The following is a 19,746-nucleotide window of genomic DNA, read 5'->3' as shown; positions in this document are numbered from 1 at the left end:
CGGCGTCGTCCGCGTATGGAGGCGCGAGCGAGCGAGGAGGGCTCTTTATACGGGCGCGGCGGGCTTGCCAAGAGCCGATAGCATCGACGGTCCATCGGGCGCTGCGGCGATGCGGATCTGCGTGAAATCGAATGGGCGCAGGGGCGCGGCGGCTGCGTCGGAAATGCAGACGGCCAGGCGGCCGGATGAGGCGGCGCGGGGCAGGTCGGTCGCCAAGGCGCGGGCGGCGCGCGGGGAATGCAGCATGACCGCGTCGAAGGCGCCGGGCGCGGGCGCATGCGTCTCGAAGGCGGCGTAGACGGGTAGGCGCTGGACCGGGCGGTCGGGCAGCAGGGCGGGCAGGTCGCCGGCCGGCTCGCGTGCGCCAGGCGCTAGCAGCGGGCCGGGCGGGGCTTCGGCGGCGATCAGGCGGGCCAGGGCGTGAATGTCGCCGGCGGCGGAGCGCACGTCGGCGAAGCCTGCGGCGCGGGCGGCTTCCGCGGTGGCGTCGCCGACGGCGAACACGGGGTGGCCGCGAAAGCGCGGGATCAGGGGAGCGAAGGCCTCGACGCCGTTGGGGCTGGTCAGGGCGAGGACGGCGACGGCGTCAGGCTCCGGAGCGGCGTTCAGCGCGCCGGGTAGGGGGGCGAGCGTCAGGAGCGGAACGACCACGGGCTCGAAGCCCAGCGCCGTCAGCCGGTCCGCCGTGCGGGCGGCGCCCGGCTCGGCGCGCGTGACCCAGACGCGGCGGATCGGCGTCACGGCTCTAGAGCGCGATCTTTTGATCGCCGGCCACGGCCTGGACCTGGCCGCCGAGATCGAGACCGAGGGCGCGGGCGGCGGAAAGGTCGGCTTGGGTCAGGTCGGCAGGGGCGGCGATCTCGCCCGAGCGCGTCCAGCGGCCCGACCCGTCGGGGCTGAGCATTTCGGTGCTGAGATGCAGGCGGCCTTCCGCGATGTGGGCGTAGGCGCCGATGGCGGTGCGGCAGGAGCCTTCCAGCGCGGTCATGGCCCCGCGCTCGGCGGCGACGCAGAGGGCCGTGGGCGCGTCGTTGAGGGCGCGGGTCCAGGCGGCGTTCACGTCGTCCTCGCGCGTCTGCAGGGCCAGGGCGCCCTGGCCCGGCGCGGGCAGGAAGGCGTCCAGCGGCAGGCGCTGGCGGATGACTTCGCCCAGGCCCAGGCGATTAAGGCCCGAACAGGCCAGCAGGATGGCGTCGAAGTCGCCGTCGCGCAGACGCTTCAGCCGGGTGTCCACGTTGCCGCGCAGCATCTCGATGTTCAGGTCGGGCCGCAGGGCCAGGGCCTGAGCCTGTCGACGTAGCGAAGCGGTGCCGAAGCGGGCGCCCTGCGGCAGGTCGGCGAAGGTCGCGTAATGCTCGCTGATGAAGGCGTCGCGGGGGTCTTCGCGCTCGGGCACGGCGGCGATGGCCAGGCCGGGGGGCTGTTCGGCCGGAACGTCCTTCATCGAGTGGACGGCGACGTCGACGCGGCCGTCCAGCAGGGCCTCCTCGATCTCCTTGGTGAACAGGGCCTTACCCCCGACTTCCAGCAGGCGGCGGTCCTGGATGCGGTCGCCGGTGGTGACGATCTCGACCAGGGGGACAAGGGTTTCGATCTCAGCCTCGGGCACGCCCAGGGCTCGGCCGATGGCGCGCTGCATCATGCCGGATTGGGCCAGAGCCAGGCGCGAACGCCGGGTGCCGATGCGCAGGAGAGGTTGAGTCACGTCGAGACGCCGTTGCGAAAGGGGGGGCGGGCCGCTAACTCCGCCCGATGACAATGGACGCGGACTATAGCAGGGCGGCGGACGGGGCAACCGGACCGGAGCGGGACGGTTTGACCGTGCTGGGTCTGGAGACCAGCTGCGACGAGACCGCCGCTTCGGTTGTGCGTCTGTCGGCGGCGGGCGCCCAGGTGCTGTCCAGCGTCATTCACAGCCAGATCGACGACCATGCGGCCTATGGCGGGGTGGTGCCGGAAATCGCCGCCCGCAGCCATGTGGAGATGATCGACGGCGTGACGCGCCGGGCCATGAGCGAGGCCGGGCTGGACTGGAGCGGGCTGGACGGGGTGGCGGCGACGGCGGGGCCGGGCCTGGTCGGCGGGGTCATGGTCGGCTTGTCCTACGGCAAGGCGGCGGCGCTGGCGCGGGGCTTGCCGCTGATCGCGGTCAACCATCTGGAAGGTCATGCGGTGTCGGCGCGACTGGGCGCGGAGACGACCTATCCCTTCCTGCTGCTGCTCGTCTCGGGCGGGCACTGCCAACTGCTGGAGGTGCGCGGCATCGGCGACATGAGCCGGCTGGGCACCACCATCGACGACGCGGCCGGCGAGGCCTTCGACAAGATCGCCAAGGCCCTGGGGCTAGGTTATCCGGGCGGGCCGGCGCTGGAGAAGCTGGCGGCCCAGAGTCGAGAGAACGGCGGCGACGGCTCGCGGTTCGAGCTGCCGAGGGCGTTGCTGGGGCGCAAGGACTGCGACTTCTCCTTCTCGGGGCTGAAGACGGCGGCGTCTCGTCTGGCCCAGACCTGCGAGACGGATCAGGACCGGGCGGATCTGGCCGATGCGGTGCAGAAGGCGATCGCGCGCCAACTGGCCGAGCGCTCCGAGCGGGCGATGAAGGCTTACGCCGAGGCGCACGAACATCGCCTGTTTGTCGTGGCGGGCGGCGTGGCGGCGAACAAGACGATCCGGCGGACTCTGGAGGATCTGGCGACGAAGCACGGCTTCGCCTTCCTGGCGCCGCCGATGGCCTATTGCACCGACAATGCGGCGATGATCGCCCTGGCGGGGGCCGAGCGGCTGGAAAAAGGGCTGACGTCGGACATCGATGTCGCGGCTCGGCCACGATGGCCACTGGACGAGACGCGCGCGAGCGTCGATCCTGTTCACAAGAAAACGGGCCGCAAGGGCGCCAAGGCTTAAAGCGGCCTGAAGCCCTGCGGGGGTCGGGGGACCGGAGAAGATATGGAATTTCATACTGCAGGCGTAATTGGCGGCGGCGCCTGGGGCACGGCCCTGGCGCAGAGCGCGGCGGCGGCGGGTCTGGCCGTCATCCTGCAGGCGCGCGAGCCTGAGGTGATCGAGAGCATCCGCGCGCGCCGGATGAACGACGCCTTCCTGCCGGGGGTCGAACTGGATTCGGCCATCAACGTCACCTCGGATCTGGCGGATCTGGCCGACTGCGATCTGATTCTGGCCGTGCCGCCGGCTCAGCACATGCGGGCGACGCTGACGGCGTTTGCGCCTTACGCCCGGCCGGGTCTGCCGATCATCCTGTGCTCCAAGGGCATTGAGCGCGGCTCGTTGAAGCTGATGACCGACGTGCTGGCCGAGACGATCCCGTCGGCGACCGCCGCCGTGCTGTCGGGGCCGAGCTTCGCCGCCGAAGTGGCGCGCGGCCTGCCCAGCGCCGTGACCCTGGCCTGCGCCGACCTGGAGATGGCCGAGGCCCTGGCGGGCGCCCTGTCGGGCCCGGTCTTCCGTCCCTATTTCGCCGATGACCTGATCGGGGCCGAGACGGGCGGAGCGCTGAAGAACGTCCTGGCCATCGCCTGCGGCATCGTCGAGGGCCGCGAACTGGGCCGCAGCGCCCACGCCGCCGTCATCACCCGCGGCTATGCCGAGATCGTCCGCGTGGCCACGGCCCTGGGCGGCAAGGCCGAGACCGTGGCGGGGCTGTGTGGCGTCGGCGATCTGGTGCTGACCTGCTCCAGCCCGCAATCGCGCAACATGAGCCTGGGCCTGGCGCTGGGACAGGGTTTGAGCGTCGAGCAGGCGCTGGCCGGCAAACGCTCGGTAGCCGAGGGCTATGAGAGCGCGCCCGCCGTGCGCGAGCTGACCCGCAAGCTGGGCGTCGATACGCCCATCTGCGAGGCGACGGCGGCGGTGCTGGCCGGCGAGATGACCGTGGATCAGGCCATCGAGAGCCTTATGAGCCGCCCGCTGAAGCCCGAGCGCGAATAGTGGCGCAAGAGGTTCCCGAGGTCGAAACGCAGGAGCGCAAGCGGGTCTGGAAGACCCCGCCGAACGTGGCCCTGTGTCTGGAGGCCGACATCGCCGACCCCGGCTCGCGCGGGTTCGTGCTGCAGATCGGCGAGGCCTTCTTCCACGGCTTCGTGGTGAAGAAGGACGGCCAGGTAGCGGGCTGGGTGGATCGCTGCCCCCACGCGGGTTTTCCCATCGCGGTGGAGCTGGACCGCTATCTGACGCCGGACGGGTCGCTGATCCTGTGCGGTTGGCACGGAGCGGCGTTCGAGCCGCTGTCAGGGGCCTGCGTCGCCGGCCCCTGCGCAGGCGGCAAGCTGACGCCCTGGCCGGTCGCGGCGCGGGACGGGGTTATTCGGACGGCGTAAGCGCGGCCTATTCCTTCGGCACCAGCTTGGGGTCCTTGGTGAAGGCGTCATCGACCTCTTCCTCGGTGATCCGCTTGGACGGATCGCCCGGCTGGTTGAGGTCCTGTTCTTCGGTGCCGTCGCCCATCATGCCGGGGTGAGGGTCCTTGGGGTCTTTCTCGGCCATAGTGATCTCCTTTGCCGCGATGCAAAGGCAATCCGCGGATGCCGCAGGGCGTTCCATCACGCCGGCGCGAGCCTGAAGACGACTAGCGTTTCAGGCGCCGCGCATTGGCGGTGGCCTTGGCGTGGACCGGCGCCAGGGCTTGTCCCTGCGCCTTCAGCGCGGCGCCGTAGAAGGCCCAGCCGTCGCTCATCGCCCGGCTCCAGGCGCCCATCGCCCAGTCGCCCTGGGCGGCGGCGAAGGCGAAGGGGGTGTCGGCGCGCGCCAGTCTGGCCAGGCAGTCGGCGGCCTCGGCCCCTTCGCGCGCGGCTGCGCGGCCCGCCCGTTCGGCCAGATCCATCGCCCCAGCATAGGCCGCCCCGGCCGAGGCCGCCATGGCCTCGACCTTCTCGGCGCCCATGCGGCCCAGCTCGGCGTGGTCGGCGCGCAGCGGATCGGCCATGGCCTCGCCCATGATCCCCAGCCGTCGCGTGATCACGGCGGCCGAGGCTTGGGCCAGTTCCTGACCGGCCTGGGCGTTGCGCAGGGCGTTGCGGGCGGTCTTCTGCATGGGGGTCATGCAGCGACCCTGAGCCTGTTTCAGGCGACCGGCAAGACTTCCTGTGCGAACTCCGTCAGATCGCGGATCAGGGCCGGGACGGCGGCGTCGATGATGCGCTGGCCCTTTTCCGGGGTCGCCTGGGCCGGGTCCGAGCCGATGCGGCCGTCGGGGAAGCGTGCGCGATAGTCGTTGGCGTCGCGGATCGGGCCGAAGGGGGCGATCTTCGGCTCATAGTCGGCGGTCTTGATCCGCTCGGGATAGCCCGCCTGGGTCACGGCGATCTCCGACGGGGTGGCGTGGCTGCCGTGGCCCGTCGGGAAGATGTCCTCGCACAGCTTCTGCACGCCCGGCAGGTCCCACCAGTTGCGCAGCTTCAGCACGAAGGGCGGGCGCTCGGCCCAGGGCTCGGGCGTGAAGGACCAGTCGGCGTAGATCTCGGCGAAGGCCGCCTCGATGGTGGCGACGTTGCCGCCGTGGCCGTTCAGGAAATAGATGCGCTCGAAGCCGTGACGCGTCAGCGACGACACCCAGTCGGCGATCGCCGCCATAAAGGTCGACGGGCGCAGGGTGATGGTGCCGGGGAAGGCCAGGTGGTGCTGGGCCATGCCGATGTTGAAGGTCGGGGTGACCACCAGGCTGTCGTCGCCCTTCTCGGCGGCGTGGGCGATGATTTCGGGGCACAGCCAGTCGGTGCCCAGAAGGCCGGTCGGCCCGTGCTGTTCGTTCGAGCCGATCGGCACGATCACCGTCTTGGACAGCAGGGCGCCGGACTTCAGGCGCTCGTCGATTTCAGGCCAGGACGACAGGTGGATCAGCATGGGAAACGGCTCCGGCGGGCGGAATGAACGGGATTACGGGCGGCTTTACGCTGATCCGCCGTCAGGGCCAATCAGGGGCGGTCGCCTATTCCGGCGCGAAGGCGCGGACGAAGCGGCGGGCGACGTCGCGCGCCCGGGCGGGCAGGTCGGCGATGTCGGGATGCGGCAGCCCCAGCACCGAGCGCAGATGGCCGTGGCCCAGGGCCATGCCAGTGAACATCTCGGCGGCGGCCAGGGGGTCGGGGACGCTCAGGCGGCGCGCCTCGTCCTGGACCTTCAGCCAGGCGGCGATGCGCCGGACGCTCTCGCCCGGACCGGCGTCATAGATGGCGCGCGCCAGTTCGGGCGCCTCGGGCGAGACCAGGGCCACGCCGCGCAGGGCGGCGCCCTTGCCGCCTGTGCAGATCTTGCTGATCAGGGTCTCGGCGATGGCGGCCAGCACCGCTTCGGGCTCGGCGCCCGAGGCCAGGGGGGCGGTGACGGCGTCCGAGCGCTGGGCCGCCAGGGCCCGGCCGATCTCGGTCTTGGAGGCGAAGCGGTTGTAGAGGGTCTGTTTCGAGACGCCCGCGCGCCGGGCGATCTCGCTCATCGAGGCCTTGGCGCCCTTTTCGACGAACAGGCTGGCGGCGGCCTGAAGGATAGCCTGGCTCTTTTGCTCGTCGATCTGGCCGCGGGCGCGGGGCATCAGTGGACATCCGAAGAAGCGGCGGCGGCGTTGGGTTTGGCGGGCTTGGACAGCAGGGTCAGGAAGCCCGCGCAGGCGCAGCCGATGGCCAGCAGGGCGAAGGCGTCGCCGAAGGCCAGAGTCGTCGCCTGTTTCTGCAACATCCCATAGACCGCCTTCAACGCCGAGGCCTGCGGGTCGATGGAGCCTGAAAAGCGCACGGCCATGCCGGCGATCATGTCGCGCACCCCCTGATGGGTCTGGTCGATGGCGCTGGTCAGCTCGGCCATGTGCAGGGCGGTGTTCTGGGTCAGGGAGGTGTTGAGGATGGCCAGGCCGAAGGCCCCGCCGACGTTGCGCGCCAGGTTCACCAGGCCCGAGGCGTTCTTGACCATATGCGGCGGCAGGGTGGCCATCGTCACCTGCTGCGAGGCGATCATGGCCAGCATGACCCCGGCGCCGCGCATGGCCTGAATGCCGGCGAACTCCCAGAAGCTCCACTCATCCGTCACGACGCGGGCGTCCCACATGCCCCAGGCGGCCAGCATGAAGCCGACGAACATCAGGATGCGCGCATCGACCCTGCGCACCAGCCGCCCGGCGATGGGGCCGGCGGCGAACATGGCCAGCCCCGAGACCACCATGGTGGTGCCTACCTCGGCCGCCGAATAGCCGCGCACCCGGCCCAGAAACAGCGGCAGCAGGAAGGTGCCGCCGAACAGGGCCGCGCCGACGATGAAGGTCATCAACACCCCCACGACGAAGTTGCGGTTGCCGAAGGCGCGCAGCTCCACGATCGGATTGCGATAGCTGAGCGAGCGCCAGATGAAGGCCGGGCCGCAGACGGCGGCGACGACGCTGAGCAGCAGGATCCGGTCGTCGGCGAACCAGTCCTCCTTGGCGCCTTCCTCCAGCACGAACTGCAGACCCATCAGAAAGGCCGCCATCAGCATCAGGCCCCACCAGTCGAAGCCCTTGGCCAGACTGGGGTCGCCCTTGTCGAAATGGGCGTAGCGCCCGACCAGGAACAGGACGATCACGCCGGGAAAGACGTTGATGAAGAACAGCCAGCGCCAGCTGAGCCATTCCGTCAGATGGCCCCCCAGCGTCGGGCCGACGGTCGGCGCCAGCGTCACGATCAGCCCCATGATGACGCTGGCGGTCACGCGCCGCTCGGGCGGGAAGGCGGTGAAGGCCACGGCGAAGACGGTCGGGATCATCGCCCCGCCGACAAACCCCTGCAGCGCGCGGAAGACGATCATCATCTCGATGGAGGACGACAGGCCGACCATGACGCTCATGATCAGGAAGCCGAAGCAGGACGCGAGGAACACCTTTCGCGTGCCCCATAGCCGCGACAGATAGCCCGACAGGGGGATCATCACGACTTCGGGGATCAGATAGGCGGTCTGAATCCAGCTGATCTCATCGGCCGAAGCGCCGACCCCGGCCTGAATCTGCGGCAGGGAGGCGGCGACGATCTGTATGTCCAGAATGGCCATGAACTGGCCGATGACCATGCCGGCGAAGCCGAGCAGCAGGACCGTCCAGTTGATCTCGGGCTGGGCGGCTGGGGGCGATGACGCGGCCGCGTCGGTCACGGGGCGGGGCTCGGGTTGGCGGCTTCGGCGAAGGCGGCGCCGCCCTGGCTCTTCAGATCGACCTTGACCTCGACCGACAGGCCGGGGCGCAGGACGATCGGCTGACCCTTGTCGTCGTGCTCGACCGCGATGCGGACCGGGACGCGCTGGGTGATCTTGGTGAAGTTGCCGGTGGCGTTCTCGACCGGGATCAGGGCGAACTCGGAGCCGGTGGCCGGGGCGAAGCTGTCGATCCGGCCGTGCAGCGACCGGCCGGGGAAGGCGTCAGCCTTGATCTCGACCGCTTGGCCCAGGCGCATGCGCCCGACCTGCGTCTCCTTGAAGTTGGCGACCACATAGGCGTCCGTCAGCGGCACCACAGACATCAGCTGGCCGCCCGCCTGAACGACCTGACCCACGCGCACGCCGCGCGCCCCGACGACGCCCGCCACCGGTGCGCGGATCACCGTGCGCTCAAGCGTCAGCTTCGCCTGTTCGACCAGGGCGCGAGCCTGCTCCACGGCGGCCACGCTCTGCTGGCGGGACGAACCGAGGGCGGCGACGGCGCGCTGTTCGGCGGTCAGGGCGGCCTGGGCTTGGGCGACCGAGGCGCGGGCGGTTTCGGCCGTGGCGCGCTGGGTCTCGATGCGCTGCTGCGAGACCCAGCCCTGGGCGGCCAACTTGCCGTAGCGGTCGACCTCGGCGCGGGCGAGATTGGCTTGGGCCTCGGCCTGGGTCACGGCGGCGGCGCGGGCGGCCACGGTGGCCCGTTCCTGCTCGGCGCGGGCGTCGACATTGGCCACGGCGGCGCTCAGGGCCGCCAGATTGGCCTCGGCCTGGGCCAGGGCCGCGCGCGCGTCGGCGTCGTCCAGCCGGACCAGCACCTGACCGGCCTCGACGCGCTGGTTGTCCTTGACCAGGACCTCGACCACCTCGCCGTTGATGCGGGGGCTGACGGCCACGGTGTCCGCCTGGACGAAGGCGTTGTCGGTGGCTTCCCAGCGCTGTTTGCCCTGCCACCAGACCACGCCGCCGACGATGAGGCCGAGGCCGACGACGCCGGCGACGATCAGGGGCAGACGCTTCTTGAGCGCGGCGGGGAGGGCCATGGAGAGACAGCTCGCTTGGAATTTCGCGCGTAAAATGGACGGCCGCGTCCAGAATACAACCCCGAACCGCGCCTTTTTGTCGCAGCGTATCGCGCGGGCGACGTTGACGCCGCGCGCCGGGGAGGCGAAGCGGGGGCATGGCTCCGTTGAAATCCGCGTCCCGCCAGAAGAAGGCCGTTCAGAAGGCCGGCCTGACCCCGCCGCCCGGCAAGCGCTCGCGCCAGCCGAAGACGGCTCCCGTCGGCGCCATTATCAGCTGGCCGCCGGATGAGGATCGGGTGGAGGAGATCTTCGTCCGCCTTTCCGGCGTCATGCCCGATCCGAAAACCGAGCTGGAATTCGTCAATCCCTACACCCTGGTGGTGGCGGTGGCCCTGTCGGCCCAGGCGACCGACGTGGGGGTCAACAAGGCCACGCGCGCCTTGTTCGCCGTGGCCGACACGCCGCAGAAGATGCTGGCCCTGGGCGAGGAGGGGCTGATCCCGCTGATCTCGTCGATCGGCCTGTATCGCACCAAGGCGAAGAACGTCATCGCCGCCGCGCGGATGCTGGTCGAGAAGCACGGCGGAGAGGTCCCGCTGAACCGCGCCGACCTGCAGGCCCTGCCCGGCGTCGGGCGCAAGACCGCCAGCGTGGTGCTGAACGAACTGGGCATCGAGCCGGCCATCGCGGTGGACACCCACGTCTTCCGCGTCTCGCACCGGCTGGGGCTGGCCAACGCGGCGACGCCGGACAAGGTCGAGGCCCAGCTGCACCAGGTGGTGCCGGAGGCCTGGCTGCCCAAGGCGCACCACTGGCTGATCCTGCACGGCCGCTACACCTGCCTGGCCCAGCGGCCGAAGTGCGCGGGATGCGTGATCTCCGACCTATGCCCATCGCGGGCCAGCTTCATGGGCGTGTAGGCCTAGCGCTCCAGCCGCGCCCGCACCGCCTGACCGAAGCGGGCGCCAGCTTCAGGCGCGGCGGCCAGGTAGAAGTCCGGCTCGATGAGTTCTGCCTCCATCAGCACCCAGTCGCCGTCGTCGCCCTTCGTCATGTCGATGCGGGCGTAGAGCAGGTCCTCGTCGATGGCGGCCAGGGTGCGTTCGGCCAGATCGAGCGCGCCCTGGGGCGCGGCCTTCAGCGCCTGGTATTGTCCGCCGTACTGGGTCTGGATGCGGAACTCGCCCGCCGCGCCGGGGCGCTTGTTTACGACGTGGCTCAGTTCGCCGCCGAAATAGAGCAGGGAGGTCTCGCCCTCGGTCTCGATGGCCTTGAGATAGGGCTGGATCATCGTTCCGCCGACGGGGGCGTCGGCCAGGGCCGCGTCCAAGGGCTCGCCCGCCGTCACCCGCAGGGTGCGCCAGGCGCCGCCCGAGACGGTCGGCTTGACGATCAGGGTCTCGGCGCCCGTGGCGGCGAAGGCGGCTTCCAGAACCGCAGCGTCGACGTGGTCGGCGAAGATCGTCTCAGGTACGGCGACGCCCTTTTCGGCCAGACGGGCCAGATAGCGCTTGTCGGCGTTCCAGCGCAGCGTCTGCGCCGGATTGGCCAGGGGCGCGCCCGCCTCGGCCCAGGTCGTGCAGGCCTGGACCCAGCGGTCGTGGCCCTGATGATAGCCCCAGACCAGCAGCGGCAGGACCAGGGGGAAGTCCATCAGGGCGCGGGCGTTCTCGACGTGATCGGTCCAGGGCGTCGGCCGCGCCGTGATCCCCGCCGTGGCCAGCGCCTCGCCCAGCCGGTCCAGCACGCCGGGCCACAGGGTCGAATAGGTGGGGTCGGCAGGGTCGGGGGTCAGGACGGCGACGTCGGTCATGGGCGCGGCTCCGCAAGGCCCGGCGAGGGCGGTGTGCAACAGGTCCATCGGCTTTAGGCCGCCGCCGGATCGGCGTGAAGGGCCGCTTTTCGCACGACGGCGGGGCCGGCGCTCTGGCGCGCGGCGGCCTCGCCCGCTATGGGGCGAAGATGACCCAATCCCTGCCCGCCTTCGCCCAAAACGCCCGCTTCGACGTCTGCGCCCTGGGCAACGCCATCGTCGACGTCCTGGCGCCGTGCGAACCGGCCTTCCTGGAAGCCAAGGGCCTGGTCCCCGGCTCGATGCAGCTGGTCGACGAGGAACAGAGCGCGACCCTGTATGACGCCATGGCCGCCGGGGTCGAGGCCTCCGGCGGATCGGCGGGCAACACCGTGGCGGGCGTCGGCTCGTTCGGCGGGCGCGCCGCCTATATCGGCAAGGTGGCCAAGGACACGCTCGGCGAGGTCTTCAGCCACGACATCCGCGCCGTCGGCGTCCACTTCGACACTCCCGTGCTGGAAGACGGCGCGGGCCAGGGCTTCGGCACCGGCCGCTGCCTGATCAACGTCACGCCGGACGGCCAGCGCACCATGTGCACCTTCCTGGGGGCCGCCAACCAGCTGACCACGGCGGACGTGGACGCGGGCGTGATCGGCGACAGCGCCATCGTCTATCTGGAAGGCTATCTGTTCGACCCGGCCCCGGCCCGCGCCGCCTTCGAGGCCGCCGCCGCCGCCGCCCATGCGGCCGGCCGCAAGGTCGCCATCACCCTGTCGGACAGCTTTGTGGTGCATCGCTGGCGCGCCGAACTGCTGGCCTTCATCGAGACCTCGGCCGACATCGTCCTGGCCAATGAGGCCGAGCTGCACGCCCTGTTCGAGACCGAGGATTTCGACCACGCCGCCGCCCACCTGGGTCGCATCGTCGAGGTGGCGGCCGTGACGCGCGGCGCCGCCGGTTCGGTCCTGTTCCGCCGCGACGAGCGGGTCGAGGTCGCCGCCTATCCGGTCGAGAAGGTCGTCGACACCACCGGCGCCGGCGATCAGTACGCGGCCGGGGTGCTGCTGGGCCTGTCGCGCGGCCTCAGCCTGGCCGAGGCCGGGGCGCTGGGGTCGCTGGCGGCGTCAGAAGTGATCGCCCACTGGGGGCCGCGCCCCATGGTCGCCCTCAAGGACCTGGCGGCCCAGCACGGGCTGGGCCTGTAGGTCGGGCCTCGTCCCTGCGTCACTGTTATCCGTCATCCTCGGGTCAAGCCCGAGGATGACGGCGTAAGAAGAAGCGCCGCGACAAAGGGTCGGACGCTGCGCCCGCTTGCCGTGGAGCGCTGGGCCGCGTAATCGGCGGCCCATGTTCGGCCTCGCCAATCCCGACCGCTTCATGCGCTTCACCGGCCCGCTGGTTCCGGTGCTGTGGGCCCTGGCGCTCGGCCTGCTGCTGCTCGGGACCTGGTTCAGCTTCACCGCGCCGGCCGACTATCAGCAGGGCGACACGGTGCGCATCATGTTCATTCACGTCCCGGCGGCGTCGCTGGGGCTGATGGCCTATGGAGCGCTGGGTGTCTCTAGCTTCTTCGCCCTGGTGTTCCGCCATCCGCTGGCCGATGCAGCGGCGCGGGCGGCCGCCGTGCCGGGTGCGGCCTTGACCGCCCTGGCCCTGGTCACCGGCGCCCTGTGGGGCCAGCCCATGTGGGGGACGTGGTGGGTGTGGGACGCGCGCCTGACCTCGGTGCTGGTGCTGTTCCTCTTCTACCTCGGCTACATGGCCCTGCGCGCCTCGATCGACGATGAGGCCAAGGCGGCGCGGGCGGCGGCGGTGCTGGGTCTGGTCGGCCTGATCAACCTGCCGATCGTCAAGTTCTCGGTCGACTGGTGGAACACCCTGCACCAGCCCGCGTCGCTGCTGCGCTCCGGCGGGACCAGCGTGGACCCGGTCTTCCTGCCCGCCCTGCTGACGATGATGGCGGCCTACGCCGTGCTGTTCGGGGCGATCTGGCTGACGTCGATCCGCACCGAGGTCCGTCGCCGTCGTGTTCTGACCCTTCGCGCCCGCGCGGCGCTGGAAGCCTGATGGAGTTGTCTCATGCTTGATCTGGACATGAGCCCCTACGGCGCCTTCGTCTGGCCCGCTTGGGGGATCAGCGCCGTGGTGCTGGCCGCCCTGTCAGCGCGCGCCCTGATCGCCGCCCGCCGTTGGAAGCGGGAGCTGGCGCGGCTGGAGGCGGCGCGCAAATGAAGCGCTGGCTGGCCCTGCTGCCCATCGTCGTTCTGGTCGCGCTGGGCGTCTTTCTGATGACGCAGATGGACCGGATGGCGGGCGACCCTGCCGCCGGGCCGACCTATCGTCCCGACGCGCTGGTCGGTCAGCTCATCCCCGAGACGACGGTCCTGCCCATCCTGTCGGACGGCAAGGCCAGCGACGACCTTCTGGACCTGAAGACGGCGGGCGTGGGCAAGCCGATGATCGTCAACGTCTTCGCCAGCTGGTGCGCGCCGTGCCGCCTGGAGCATCCGCAGCTGATGGAGCTGAAGGAGCAGGGGATCGCCGTGGTCGGCGTGGCCTATAAGGACGACCCCGTCGCCACCGACGCCTTCCTGGACGAGCTGGGCGACCCCTATCGTCTGGTGCTGGTCGACCGCGAGGGCCGGGCCGGGCTCGACCTGGGCGTCTCGGGCGTGCCCGAGAGCTTCGCCGTCGACGCCTATGGGACCATCGTCGCCAAGTCCTCGGGGCCGATCCTGACCGACGCCGATCTGAAGACGCTGACCGACGCCCTGAACACTCCAGCGCGTTGAGGCGACCGCCCGAAACAGGGTGAATTGCGCATTAACCATATCTAGACGAAGCGCGGGCATCCTCAGCCCATGTCCGCCATTTCGTCCGAGCGGCCGGCCTTTCCGCCCCAGGCGGGCGGCGCGGCCCACGCCCTGAGAACGGCCCAGTCGGCCTTCTTCCGCCAAGCCATGGGGCTGGCGGCGCCGGTTGCGGCTGAGGAGACGATGCGTTCGGCTGCGGCGGTTTCTGCGCCGGTCGAACAGGCGGCGCCGACATCGCGGCTGCAACGCCCCGGCTCCCTGCTCGACATTCGGGTTTAGGGGGCGGTCAGAATTTGCCGCTCATCCCGGCGGACGCCGGGATAAGCGGAAAGGAAGAACTTAGCCCTCAGCGGCGCCCTTGAGCGGGACCACGACGACATCGGCTGCATCGTCGGTCTGCGGTTGATCTGAAACGGCTTCGGTTGCGCCCTTCTTCTTCTTCCTGCCCCGGTCTTCGCCTTTGCGCGCTGCCTTTTCCGCCTTCTTGGCTTCCTTGGCGGCTCTCTTCGCCGCCTTGACCTCGGCGCGGACTTGTTCGGGGGCGGCGTCGGCGGCGTCGGAGAGGCTGCAAAGCAGGTCCAGGAAACTGTCGCGCTTGGATTTAGGCAGCAGGCCCATGATCCGCTTGTCGGCGGCCTCGACGCGCGGGCGGGCGGCGATGAGGGCGGCCTCGCCCTCAGGCGACAGGCGAACGGCCTTGGCGCGCGCATCCAGCGTCGAGCGTTCGCGCTCCAGCAGGCCCTTGGTCGTCATGCGCGCCACCAGATCCGCCAGGGTCGAGCGGTCGATCCCGGTCGCCTTGACCAGGTCGGTCTGCGTCAGGCCCGAGCGGGCGGCCACGGCCTCCAGCACGGCGAACTGGCGCTGGGTCAACCCGTCCGGCCCGGCTTCCTCGGCGTAGATGTCCAGCGCCAGCTGCAGCGCCCGGTGAATCAGGTGGCTCGGCGATTCCGCCAGCCCGCCCTTGATCTTCGCCTGCTTGCCCGACTTGATCATCGTCTTCGTTCCCGAACAGCCCGATACCGGCCGTGGCCGGATGATGCTGCGACAGCTAACAGTCTGGCTTAACGCTTTGACGACGCAAACGCTGACGGTTTGAAGACATTTATTCTGGGGCCTACCGCGCTTCGCGCGGCTTGAGGCCTTTGTTGGCGGGCCTATCGGGCTTCGCCTTGCTTGAAGCCCGGAAATGGGGGCGTGAAGAGCTCACTCACTCCGTCATCCTCGGGCTGGACCCGAGGATCGAGCGTAGCGGCGCTCTTTTGCGTTCCGACGTCGCGCAGGCGGATAATCCGATCCTCGGGTCAAGCCCGAGGATGACGGGAAGAAGTGAGACCCAACCCTAAAGGCCGGTGTCGGGCGAGACGGGGCCCGGTTCCTCGTCCTTGGTCATGTTCTTCAGGATCAGCGGCACCTGCGACAGGCCGAAAATCGAGGCCGCGATCCACAGCACGCCGCGGAAGGCGGTCCAGACGCCGTTGGGATCGGGCGTCCCCAGGTTGAGCGCCGACCAGAGGGCGGTGACGGCGGTCGGGCTGCGGAACACTTCATTGGCGATGGCGACGGCCAGGAAGTAGAGGCCGTAGCGGAAGGTCAGTTTGCGCCACGCCTCGTCGGTCACCTTGATGGCCGAGCCCAGCAGGGCTTTGAACGGGTATTTCTTCAGCGGCAGCGAGCCGAGCAGGACGGCGGCCAGCAGGCCGTTCTGCACCGTCAGCTTCAGCTTCACGAACAGGTCGTCGTCGGTGACGATGGTCAGCACGCCGAACACCAGGGCGAAGCCGCCGGTGATCAGGGGCATGGGCGCCAGGCGCCGCTCCAGCACGAAGCCGACGGCCAGGGCGATCATCGAGGCGATGACCAGCACCCACGTCGCCTTGATCATGTCGCGGGTGATGAAATAGGCGGCCATGAAGGCGACCAGGGCGCCGAAGTCGACGGCCTGCCGGATCCATTGCGGACGTTTGCTCTGGGTCGCTTCAGTCATGGATCAGTCCTCAAGCCCGACCAGCGATCGGGAAAACGCGCGGGCGTCGAAAGGTTGCAGGTCCTCGACCCCTTCGCCGACGCCGATCAGCTTGATCGGGGCGTCGGAGGCCTGGGCCACCGGCACCAGGACGCCGCCGCGCGCGGTGCCGTCCAGCTTGGTCATCACCACGCCCGAGACATAGGCGGTGCGGCCGAAAATCTTTTCCTGCTCCAGCGCGTTGCGGCCGACGGTGGCGTCCAGCACCAGCAGGGTTTCGTGCGGGGCGTCCGCATCGACCTTCTTCAGCACGCGCACGATTTTGAGTAGTTCGTCCATCAGAGTGGACTTGTTCTGCAGCCGCCCGGCCGTGTCGATCAGGACGACGTCGAAGCCTTCCGCCTTGGCCTTGGCGTATGCGTCGAAGGCCAGACCGGCGGCGTCGGCGCCGTCGCGGCGGCTTTCGAAATGAGCGCCCGCGCGGTCGGCCCAGACCTTCAGCTGCTCGCGGGCGGCGGCGCGGAAGGTGTCGCCGGCGACGATCATCACCTTGGCGCCCTTGCCTGTCAGGTCCGAGGCGATCTTGCCCAGGGTCGTCGTCTTGCCCGAGCCGTTCACGCCGACGAACAGGACCACATAGGGCTTGGGCCCGCTAAGGGGATCGAACGTCGCCTGACGCGGCGTCAGTTCGGCCGCCACGGCCTCGGCCAAGGCTTCCTTGACCTCGCGCTCGTCAGAGGTCTTGCCGAACCGCAGGGCGCGGAAGCGTTCGACGATGCGGGCCGAGGCGGCCGGACCCAGATCGCTCTCGATCAGATGTTCCTCCAGCCGCTCCAGCGCCTCTTCAGATAGAGGCTCCTTGACGAAGGTCGAGACGACCTGATCGGTCATCTGCTTGGAGGATCGGGACAGACCCGCGCTCAGCCGCTGAAACCAGCCTTTTTTGGGCGTATCGCTCATGAGGTGAGCCTTAGCCGACGGCGGTTCGCAGGTCACGAACTTCCCGCTGCCGCTCATCCCGGCGGACGCCGGGACCCAGTGCTTTGGCTTCGGGCCGCAACCCTATATTGATCGAACGGTCTTAGAGATCGGGCGCCGCGCCTCGCGGCTCTCACTGGATCCCGGCGTCCGCCGGGATGAGCGGATGGATTGATGGCCTCGAACAGTTCCTTCCACGCCCCGCGCAGCCACGGCTTCGTGCGCGTCGCCGCCGCCACCCCGGTGGTTCACATCGCCGACCCGGCCGCCAACGCCGAGGAGCATGAACGGCTGATCCGTCAGGCGGGCGAGAAGGGCGTGGACCTGCTGGTCTTCCCCGAACTGTCGCTGAGCGCCTACGCCATCGACGACCTGCACCTGCAGGCGGCCCTGCTGGAAGAGGTCGACCGCCAGATCGCCCGTCTGGCGGCGGTCGCGGACGAGGCGGGCGTGATCGCCGTCATCGGCGCGCCGATCCGCAACGGCGACGCCCTGTTCAACTGCGCCGTCGTGCTGGGCGGGGGCGAGGTGCTGGGCGTGGTGCCGAAGACCTATCTGCCCAACTATCGCGAATACTATGAGAAGCGCTGGTTCGCGCCCGCCGCCAGCCGCAGCGAGGACGCCATCGTCCTCAATGGCGAGCGTGTCGACTTCGCCCCGGGCCTGATCTTTGAGGCGACCAACCGGCCGGGCTTCGTCTTCGCCGTCGAGGTCTGCGAGGACTTCTGGGCGCCGCTGCCGCCGTCGACGCGGGCGGCGCTCGCAGGCGCGCGCATCCTGTGCAACCTGTCGGCCTCCAACATCGTCATCGGCAAGGCCGACGAGCGCGCCCTGCTGTGCGCCAGCCAGTCGGCGCGCACCCTGTCGGCCTATGTCTTCGCCGCCTCGGGCTGGGGTGAAAGCACCACCGATCTGGCGTGGGACGGTCAGGCGACCATTCACGAGCTGGGCGCGCGGCTGGCCGAGGGCGAGCGGTTCGCGATGCATAGCCATCTGACGATCGCCGACGTGGACGTGGACCGCATCGGTCTGGACCGCTTACGCAACGGCACCTTCGCCGACTGCGCCCGGATCGAGGGCGAGGCCGCGACGGTGGTTCCGTTCGAGGCGGGGGAGGGGCCGGCCGACGCCCTGATCCGCCCGCTGGACCGCTTCCCCTTCGTCCCGGACGATGGGGCGCGGCTGGATCAGGACTGCTTCGAGGCCTTCAACATCCAGGTCCAGGGGCTGATGCGGCGGATGACGGCGACGGGGTCCAAGACCTTGGTGATCGGCGTCTCGGGCGGGCTGGATTCGACCCAGGCCCTGCTGGTCGCCTGTCGCGCCTTTGACCGGCTGGAGCTGCCGCGCACGGGCATTCTGGCCTTCACCATGCCCGGTTTCGCCACGTCCGAGGGGACCAAGTCCAACGCCTGGAAGTTGATGACGGCGCTGGGCGTAACGGGCGCCGAGATCGACATCCGGCCCGCCGCCGAACAGATGCTGCGCGACATCGGCCATGCCTTCTCGAACGGCGAGCCGGTGCACGACATCACCTTTGAGAACGTGCAGGCGGGCCTGCGCACCGACTATCTGTTCCGGCTGGCCAATCAGAACCACGGCTTCGTTCTGGGCACCGGCGACCTGTCGGAACTGGCGCTGGGGTGGTGCACCTATGGCGTCGGCGACCACATGAGCCACTACAACGTCAACGGCGGGGTGGCGAAGACCCTGATCCAGCACCTGATCCGTTGGGTGGCCGAGCGCGGTCTGGTGGGCGAGGCCGCGACGCCGACCCTGCACGCCATTCTGGCTACCGAGATCTCGCCCGAGCTGGTGCCAGCGGGCGCCGACGGGGCGATCCAGTCGACGCAGAGCATCGTCGGTCCCTACGCGCTGAACGACTTCTTCTTGTTCTACATCAGCCGCTTCGGCTTCAAGCCGTCTAAGGTCGCCTTCCTGGCGCATCAGGCCTGGGGCGACGCGGCGACGGGACGCTGGCCGGTCGGCCTGCCGCAGGGCGAGCGGGTCGCCTATGACCTGCCGACCATCAAGGGCTGGCTGCGCAAGTTCCTGGTCCGCTTCTTCCAGACCAGCCAGTTCAAGCGCTCGGCCGTGCCGAACGGGCCGAAGGTGGTCACCGGCGGGTCGCTGTCGCCCCGTGGCGACTGGCGCGCGCCGTCGGATTCCTCAGCGCGGGTGTGGCTGGACGAACTGGACGCCAATACGCCTGAGGGTTGAAAGCGCCGTTTCGGGGTTTACCCGCCTGCATCACGCAGGTTAGCGTTTCGACCTCCCCGCCCTCTGTGAGACTGACATAGCCCGGTCGTGCGGGAGAGCCCGGACCTGTCCGGGTCAGCCTAGGGGCTGAGCGTTCGGGACTGGAGAAGGATACGCCATGCGTTTTGCAACGGCCGCCGCCCCGACCGCCATTCTGGCCGCCCTGTTTCTGACCGCCGCGCCCGCTCTGGCGCAGGACGGCGCTGAACCGGCGCCCGCCGCCGCGCCTGCCCCGGCCGGCGAGCCCACCGACGCCGAACTGGCCCAGTTCGCCGCCGCCATGAAGACGGTCTCGAGCGTGGCCGCCTCCGTCCAGAACGGAACGCCCACCGAGGAGCAACAAGCCCAGATGGCCGCCGCCGTGCAGAACTCGGGCCTGGCCGTCGAGCGCTTCAACGCCATCTCGGCCGCCGTCTCGGCGGATCCGGTCCTGCAGGCGCGCGCCGCCGTGGCTGGCGCCGCTCCGTCCGCGCCCGGCTCGGTGGGCGCTGGCGTGACGGACGCCGAAATCAGTCAGTTCGCCGCCGCCATGGCTGAAATCTCTGGCATCGCCCGCGCCCTGAACGGCGCCCAGCCCAATGAGGAGCAGCAGGCGCAGATGGCGGCGGCCATCCAGAACTCGGGCCTCGAGATCGAGCGCTTCAACACCATTTCCGCCGCCACGGCTCAGGATGAGCAGCTTCAGGCGCGCATCGCCCTTGCCCAGGCGCGGCAGGGCGAATAGGCCATAGGGGACGGGCCGTCGCG

General features: G+C 69.8%; 23 protein-coding genes. 11 read left to right on the top strand and 12 right to left on the bottom strand.

Going from position 1 to position 19,746, the window contains the following annotated elements; translation table 11 throughout:
* Nucleotides 1–45: 45 nt before the first annotated feature.
* Together ACLBV5_RS08325 and hemC are read right to left on the bottom strand one after the other, a co-directional pair.
* Nucleotides 46–741 (bottom strand): uroporphyrinogen-III synthase, encoded by a 696-nt coding sequence (locus tag ACLBV5_RS08325; RefSeq protein ID WP_447605381.1) that lies wholly within the window; start codon nucleotides 739–741, stop codon nucleotides 46–48.
* A gap of 4 nt (nucleotides 742–745) precedes the next feature.
* Nucleotides 746–1,705, bottom strand: coding sequence for a hydroxymethylbilane synthase (gene hemC / locus ACLBV5_RS08320; RefSeq protein WP_447605380.1), 960 nt, complete (start codon nucleotides 1,703–1,705; stop codon nucleotides 746–748).
* A gap of 47 nt (nucleotides 1,706–1,752) precedes the next feature.
* On the opposite strand from hemC, the gene tsaD reads away from it, so the two are divergent.
* From tsaD to ACLBV5_RS08305, 3 genes are read left to right on the top strand one after another with little or no spacing between them, the layout of a single operon-like run.
* Nucleotides 1,753–2,904, top strand: a complete 1,152-nt coding sequence (gene tsaD, locus ACLBV5_RS08315; protein ID WP_447605379.1) for a tRNA (adenosine(37)-N6)-threonylcarbamoyltransferase complex transferase subunit TsaD — start codon at nucleotides 1,753–1,755, stop codon at nucleotides 2,902–2,904.
* A gap of 42 nt (nucleotides 2,905–2,946) precedes the next feature.
* Nucleotides 2,947–3,945, top strand: coding sequence for an NAD(P)H-dependent glycerol-3-phosphate dehydrogenase (locus ACLBV5_RS08310; protein ID WP_025976401.1), 999 nt, complete (start codon nucleotides 2,947–2,949; stop codon nucleotides 3,943–3,945).
* Nucleotides 3,945–4,334, top strand: coding sequence for a Rieske (2Fe-2S) protein (locus ACLBV5_RS08305; RefSeq protein ID WP_447605378.1), 390 nt, complete (start codon nucleotides 3,945–3,947; stop codon nucleotides 4,332–4,334). Before ACLBV5_RS08310 ends, ACLBV5_RS08305 begins: the two co-directional genes overlap by 1 nt.
* Nucleotides 4,335–4,341: 7 nt before the next feature.
* Here the strand turns inward: ACLBV5_RS08305 and ACLBV5_RS08300 are convergent, their stop codons facing one another.
* The 6 genes from ACLBV5_RS08300 to ACLBV5_RS08275 all read right to left on the bottom strand — a co-directional run bounded on the left by ACLBV5_RS08300 (nucleotide 4,342) and on the right by ACLBV5_RS08275 (nucleotide 9,209).
* Nucleotides 4,342–4,500 (bottom strand): hypothetical protein, encoded by a 159-nt coding sequence (locus ACLBV5_RS08300; protein ID WP_447605377.1) that lies wholly within the window; start codon nucleotides 4,498–4,500, stop codon nucleotides 4,342–4,344.
* Between the two features lie 82 nt (nucleotides 4,501–4,582).
* Complete coding sequence (locus tag ACLBV5_RS08295; protein ID WP_447605376.1) at nucleotides 4,583–5,056, bottom strand: phasin family protein; 474 nt, start codon at nucleotides 5,054–5,056, stop codon at nucleotides 4,583–4,585.
* A 20-nt stretch (nucleotides 5,057–5,076) separates the two neighbouring features.
* Nucleotides 5,077–5,856, bottom strand: coding sequence for a creatininase family protein (locus tag ACLBV5_RS08290; protein ID WP_227157273.1), 780 nt, complete (start codon nucleotides 5,854–5,856; stop codon nucleotides 5,077–5,079).
* Nucleotides 5,857–5,941: 85 nt separating this feature from the next.
* Nucleotides 5,942–6,541: a TetR/AcrR family transcriptional regulator gene (locus tag ACLBV5_RS08285; RefSeq protein WP_447605375.1), complete on the bottom strand. Its 600-nt coding sequence runs from the start codon at nucleotides 6,539–6,541 to the stop codon at nucleotides 5,942–5,944.
* Nucleotides 6,541–8,121, bottom strand: a complete 1,581-nt coding sequence (locus ACLBV5_RS08280; protein ID WP_447605374.1) for a DHA2 family efflux MFS transporter permease subunit — start codon at nucleotides 8,119–8,121, stop codon at nucleotides 6,541–6,543. The genes ACLBV5_RS08285 and ACLBV5_RS08280 overlap by 1 nt, the downstream gene beginning before the upstream one ends.
* Nucleotides 8,118–9,209 carry an HlyD family secretion protein gene (locus ACLBV5_RS08275; protein ID WP_447605373.1) on the bottom strand — a complete coding sequence of 364 codons (1,092 nt, stop codon included), beginning with the start codon at nucleotides 9,207–9,209 and terminating at the stop codon, nucleotides 8,118–8,120. The genes ACLBV5_RS08280 and ACLBV5_RS08275 overlap by 4 nt, the downstream gene beginning before the upstream one ends.
* Before the next feature lie 137 nt (nucleotides 9,210–9,346).
* Between ACLBV5_RS08275 and nth the strand changes: the two genes are divergently transcribed.
* Nucleotides 9,347–10,111 carry an endonuclease III gene (nth, locus tag ACLBV5_RS08270; RefSeq protein ID WP_447605372.1) on the top strand — a complete coding sequence of 255 codons (765 nt, stop codon included), beginning with the start codon at nucleotides 9,347–9,349 and terminating at the stop codon, nucleotides 10,109–10,111.
* Between the two features lie 2 nt (nucleotides 10,112–10,113).
* Here nth and ACLBV5_RS08265 read toward each other — a convergent pair whose 3' ends face one another.
* Nucleotides 10,114–11,004 carry an ATP-grasp domain-containing protein gene (locus ACLBV5_RS08265; RefSeq protein ID WP_447605371.1) on the bottom strand — a complete coding sequence of 297 codons (891 nt, stop codon included), beginning with the start codon at nucleotides 11,002–11,004 and terminating at the stop codon, nucleotides 10,114–10,116.
* 149 nt (nucleotides 11,005–11,153) lie between these two features.
* Between ACLBV5_RS08265 and ACLBV5_RS08260 the strand changes: the two genes are divergently transcribed.
* The 5 genes from ACLBV5_RS08260 to ACLBV5_RS08240 all read left to right on the top strand — a co-directional run bounded on the left by ACLBV5_RS08260 (nucleotide 11,154) and on the right by ACLBV5_RS08240 (nucleotide 14,075).
* Nucleotides 11,154–12,188: an adenosine kinase gene (locus tag ACLBV5_RS08260; RefSeq protein WP_447605477.1), complete on the top strand. Its 1,035-nt coding sequence runs from the start codon at nucleotides 11,154–11,156 to the stop codon at nucleotides 12,186–12,188.
* A gap of 142 nt (nucleotides 12,189–12,330) precedes the next feature.
* On the top strand, nucleotides 12,331–13,050 hold the full coding sequence (ccmC, locus tag ACLBV5_RS08255) for a heme ABC transporter permease CcmC (RefSeq protein ID WP_227157266.1): 720 nt from the start codon (nucleotides 12,331–12,333) through the stop codon (nucleotides 13,048–13,050).
* 12 nt (nucleotides 13,051–13,062) lie between these two features.
* Entirely contained in the window at nucleotides 13,063–13,215 is a 153-nt protein-coding gene (gene ccmD, locus ACLBV5_RS08250) for a heme exporter protein CcmD (protein ID WP_003166605.1), read from the top strand.
* A complete protein-coding gene (locus ACLBV5_RS08245; protein WP_134581923.1) occupies nucleotides 13,212–13,775 on the top strand; it encodes a DsbE family thiol:disulfide interchange protein in 564 nt (187 codons plus the stop codon). Before ccmD ends, ACLBV5_RS08245 begins: the two co-directional genes overlap by 4 nt.
* 69 nt (nucleotides 13,776–13,844) lie before the next feature.
* Complete coding sequence (locus ACLBV5_RS08240) at nucleotides 13,845–14,075, top strand: hypothetical protein (RefSeq protein ID WP_025976389.1); 231 nt, start codon at nucleotides 13,845–13,847, stop codon at nucleotides 14,073–14,075.
* A gap of 60 nt (nucleotides 14,076–14,135) precedes the next feature.
* Here ACLBV5_RS08240 and ACLBV5_RS08235 read toward each other — a convergent pair whose 3' ends face one another.
* The 3 genes from ACLBV5_RS08235 to ftsY all read right to left on the bottom strand — a co-directional run bounded on the left by ACLBV5_RS08235 (nucleotide 14,136) and on the right by ftsY (nucleotide 16,722).
* Nucleotides 14,136–14,792, bottom strand: a complete 657-nt coding sequence (locus tag ACLBV5_RS08235; protein WP_312448490.1) for a MarR family transcriptional regulator — start codon at nucleotides 14,790–14,792, stop codon at nucleotides 14,136–14,138.
* Nucleotides 14,793–15,138: 346 nt separating this feature from the next.
* Nucleotides 15,139–15,783: an inner membrane-spanning protein YciB gene (locus ACLBV5_RS08230; RefSeq protein ID WP_447605370.1), complete on the bottom strand. Its 645-nt coding sequence runs from the start codon at nucleotides 15,781–15,783 to the stop codon at nucleotides 15,139–15,141.
* A gap of 3 nt (nucleotides 15,784–15,786) precedes the next feature.
* Nucleotides 15,787–16,722 carry a signal recognition particle-docking protein FtsY gene (gene ftsY, locus ACLBV5_RS08225; protein WP_025976386.1) on the bottom strand — a complete coding sequence of 312 codons (936 nt, stop codon included), beginning with the start codon at nucleotides 16,720–16,722 and terminating at the stop codon, nucleotides 15,787–15,789.
* Between the two features lie 192 nt (nucleotides 16,723–16,914).
* On the opposite strand from ftsY, the gene ACLBV5_RS08220 reads away from it, so the two are divergent.
* Together ACLBV5_RS08220 and ACLBV5_RS08215 are read left to right on the top strand one after the other, a co-directional pair.
* Nucleotides 16,915–18,960 carry an NAD(+) synthase gene (locus ACLBV5_RS08220; protein WP_447605369.1) on the top strand — a complete coding sequence of 682 codons (2,046 nt, stop codon included), beginning with the start codon at nucleotides 16,915–16,917 and terminating at the stop codon, nucleotides 18,958–18,960.
* 157 nt (nucleotides 18,961–19,117) lie between these two features.
* Nucleotides 19,118–19,723: a DUF4168 domain-containing protein gene (locus ACLBV5_RS08215; RefSeq protein WP_447605368.1), complete on the top strand. Its 606-nt coding sequence runs from the start codon at nucleotides 19,118–19,120 to the stop codon at nucleotides 19,721–19,723.
* Nucleotides 19,724–19,746: the final 23 nt, after the last annotated feature.

The organism is Brevundimonas sp. M1A4_2e (assembly GCF_053345555.1).
The sequence above is the reverse complement of the archived record's forward strand: the minus strand, read 5'-3'. Positions and strand labels throughout refer to the sequence as shown.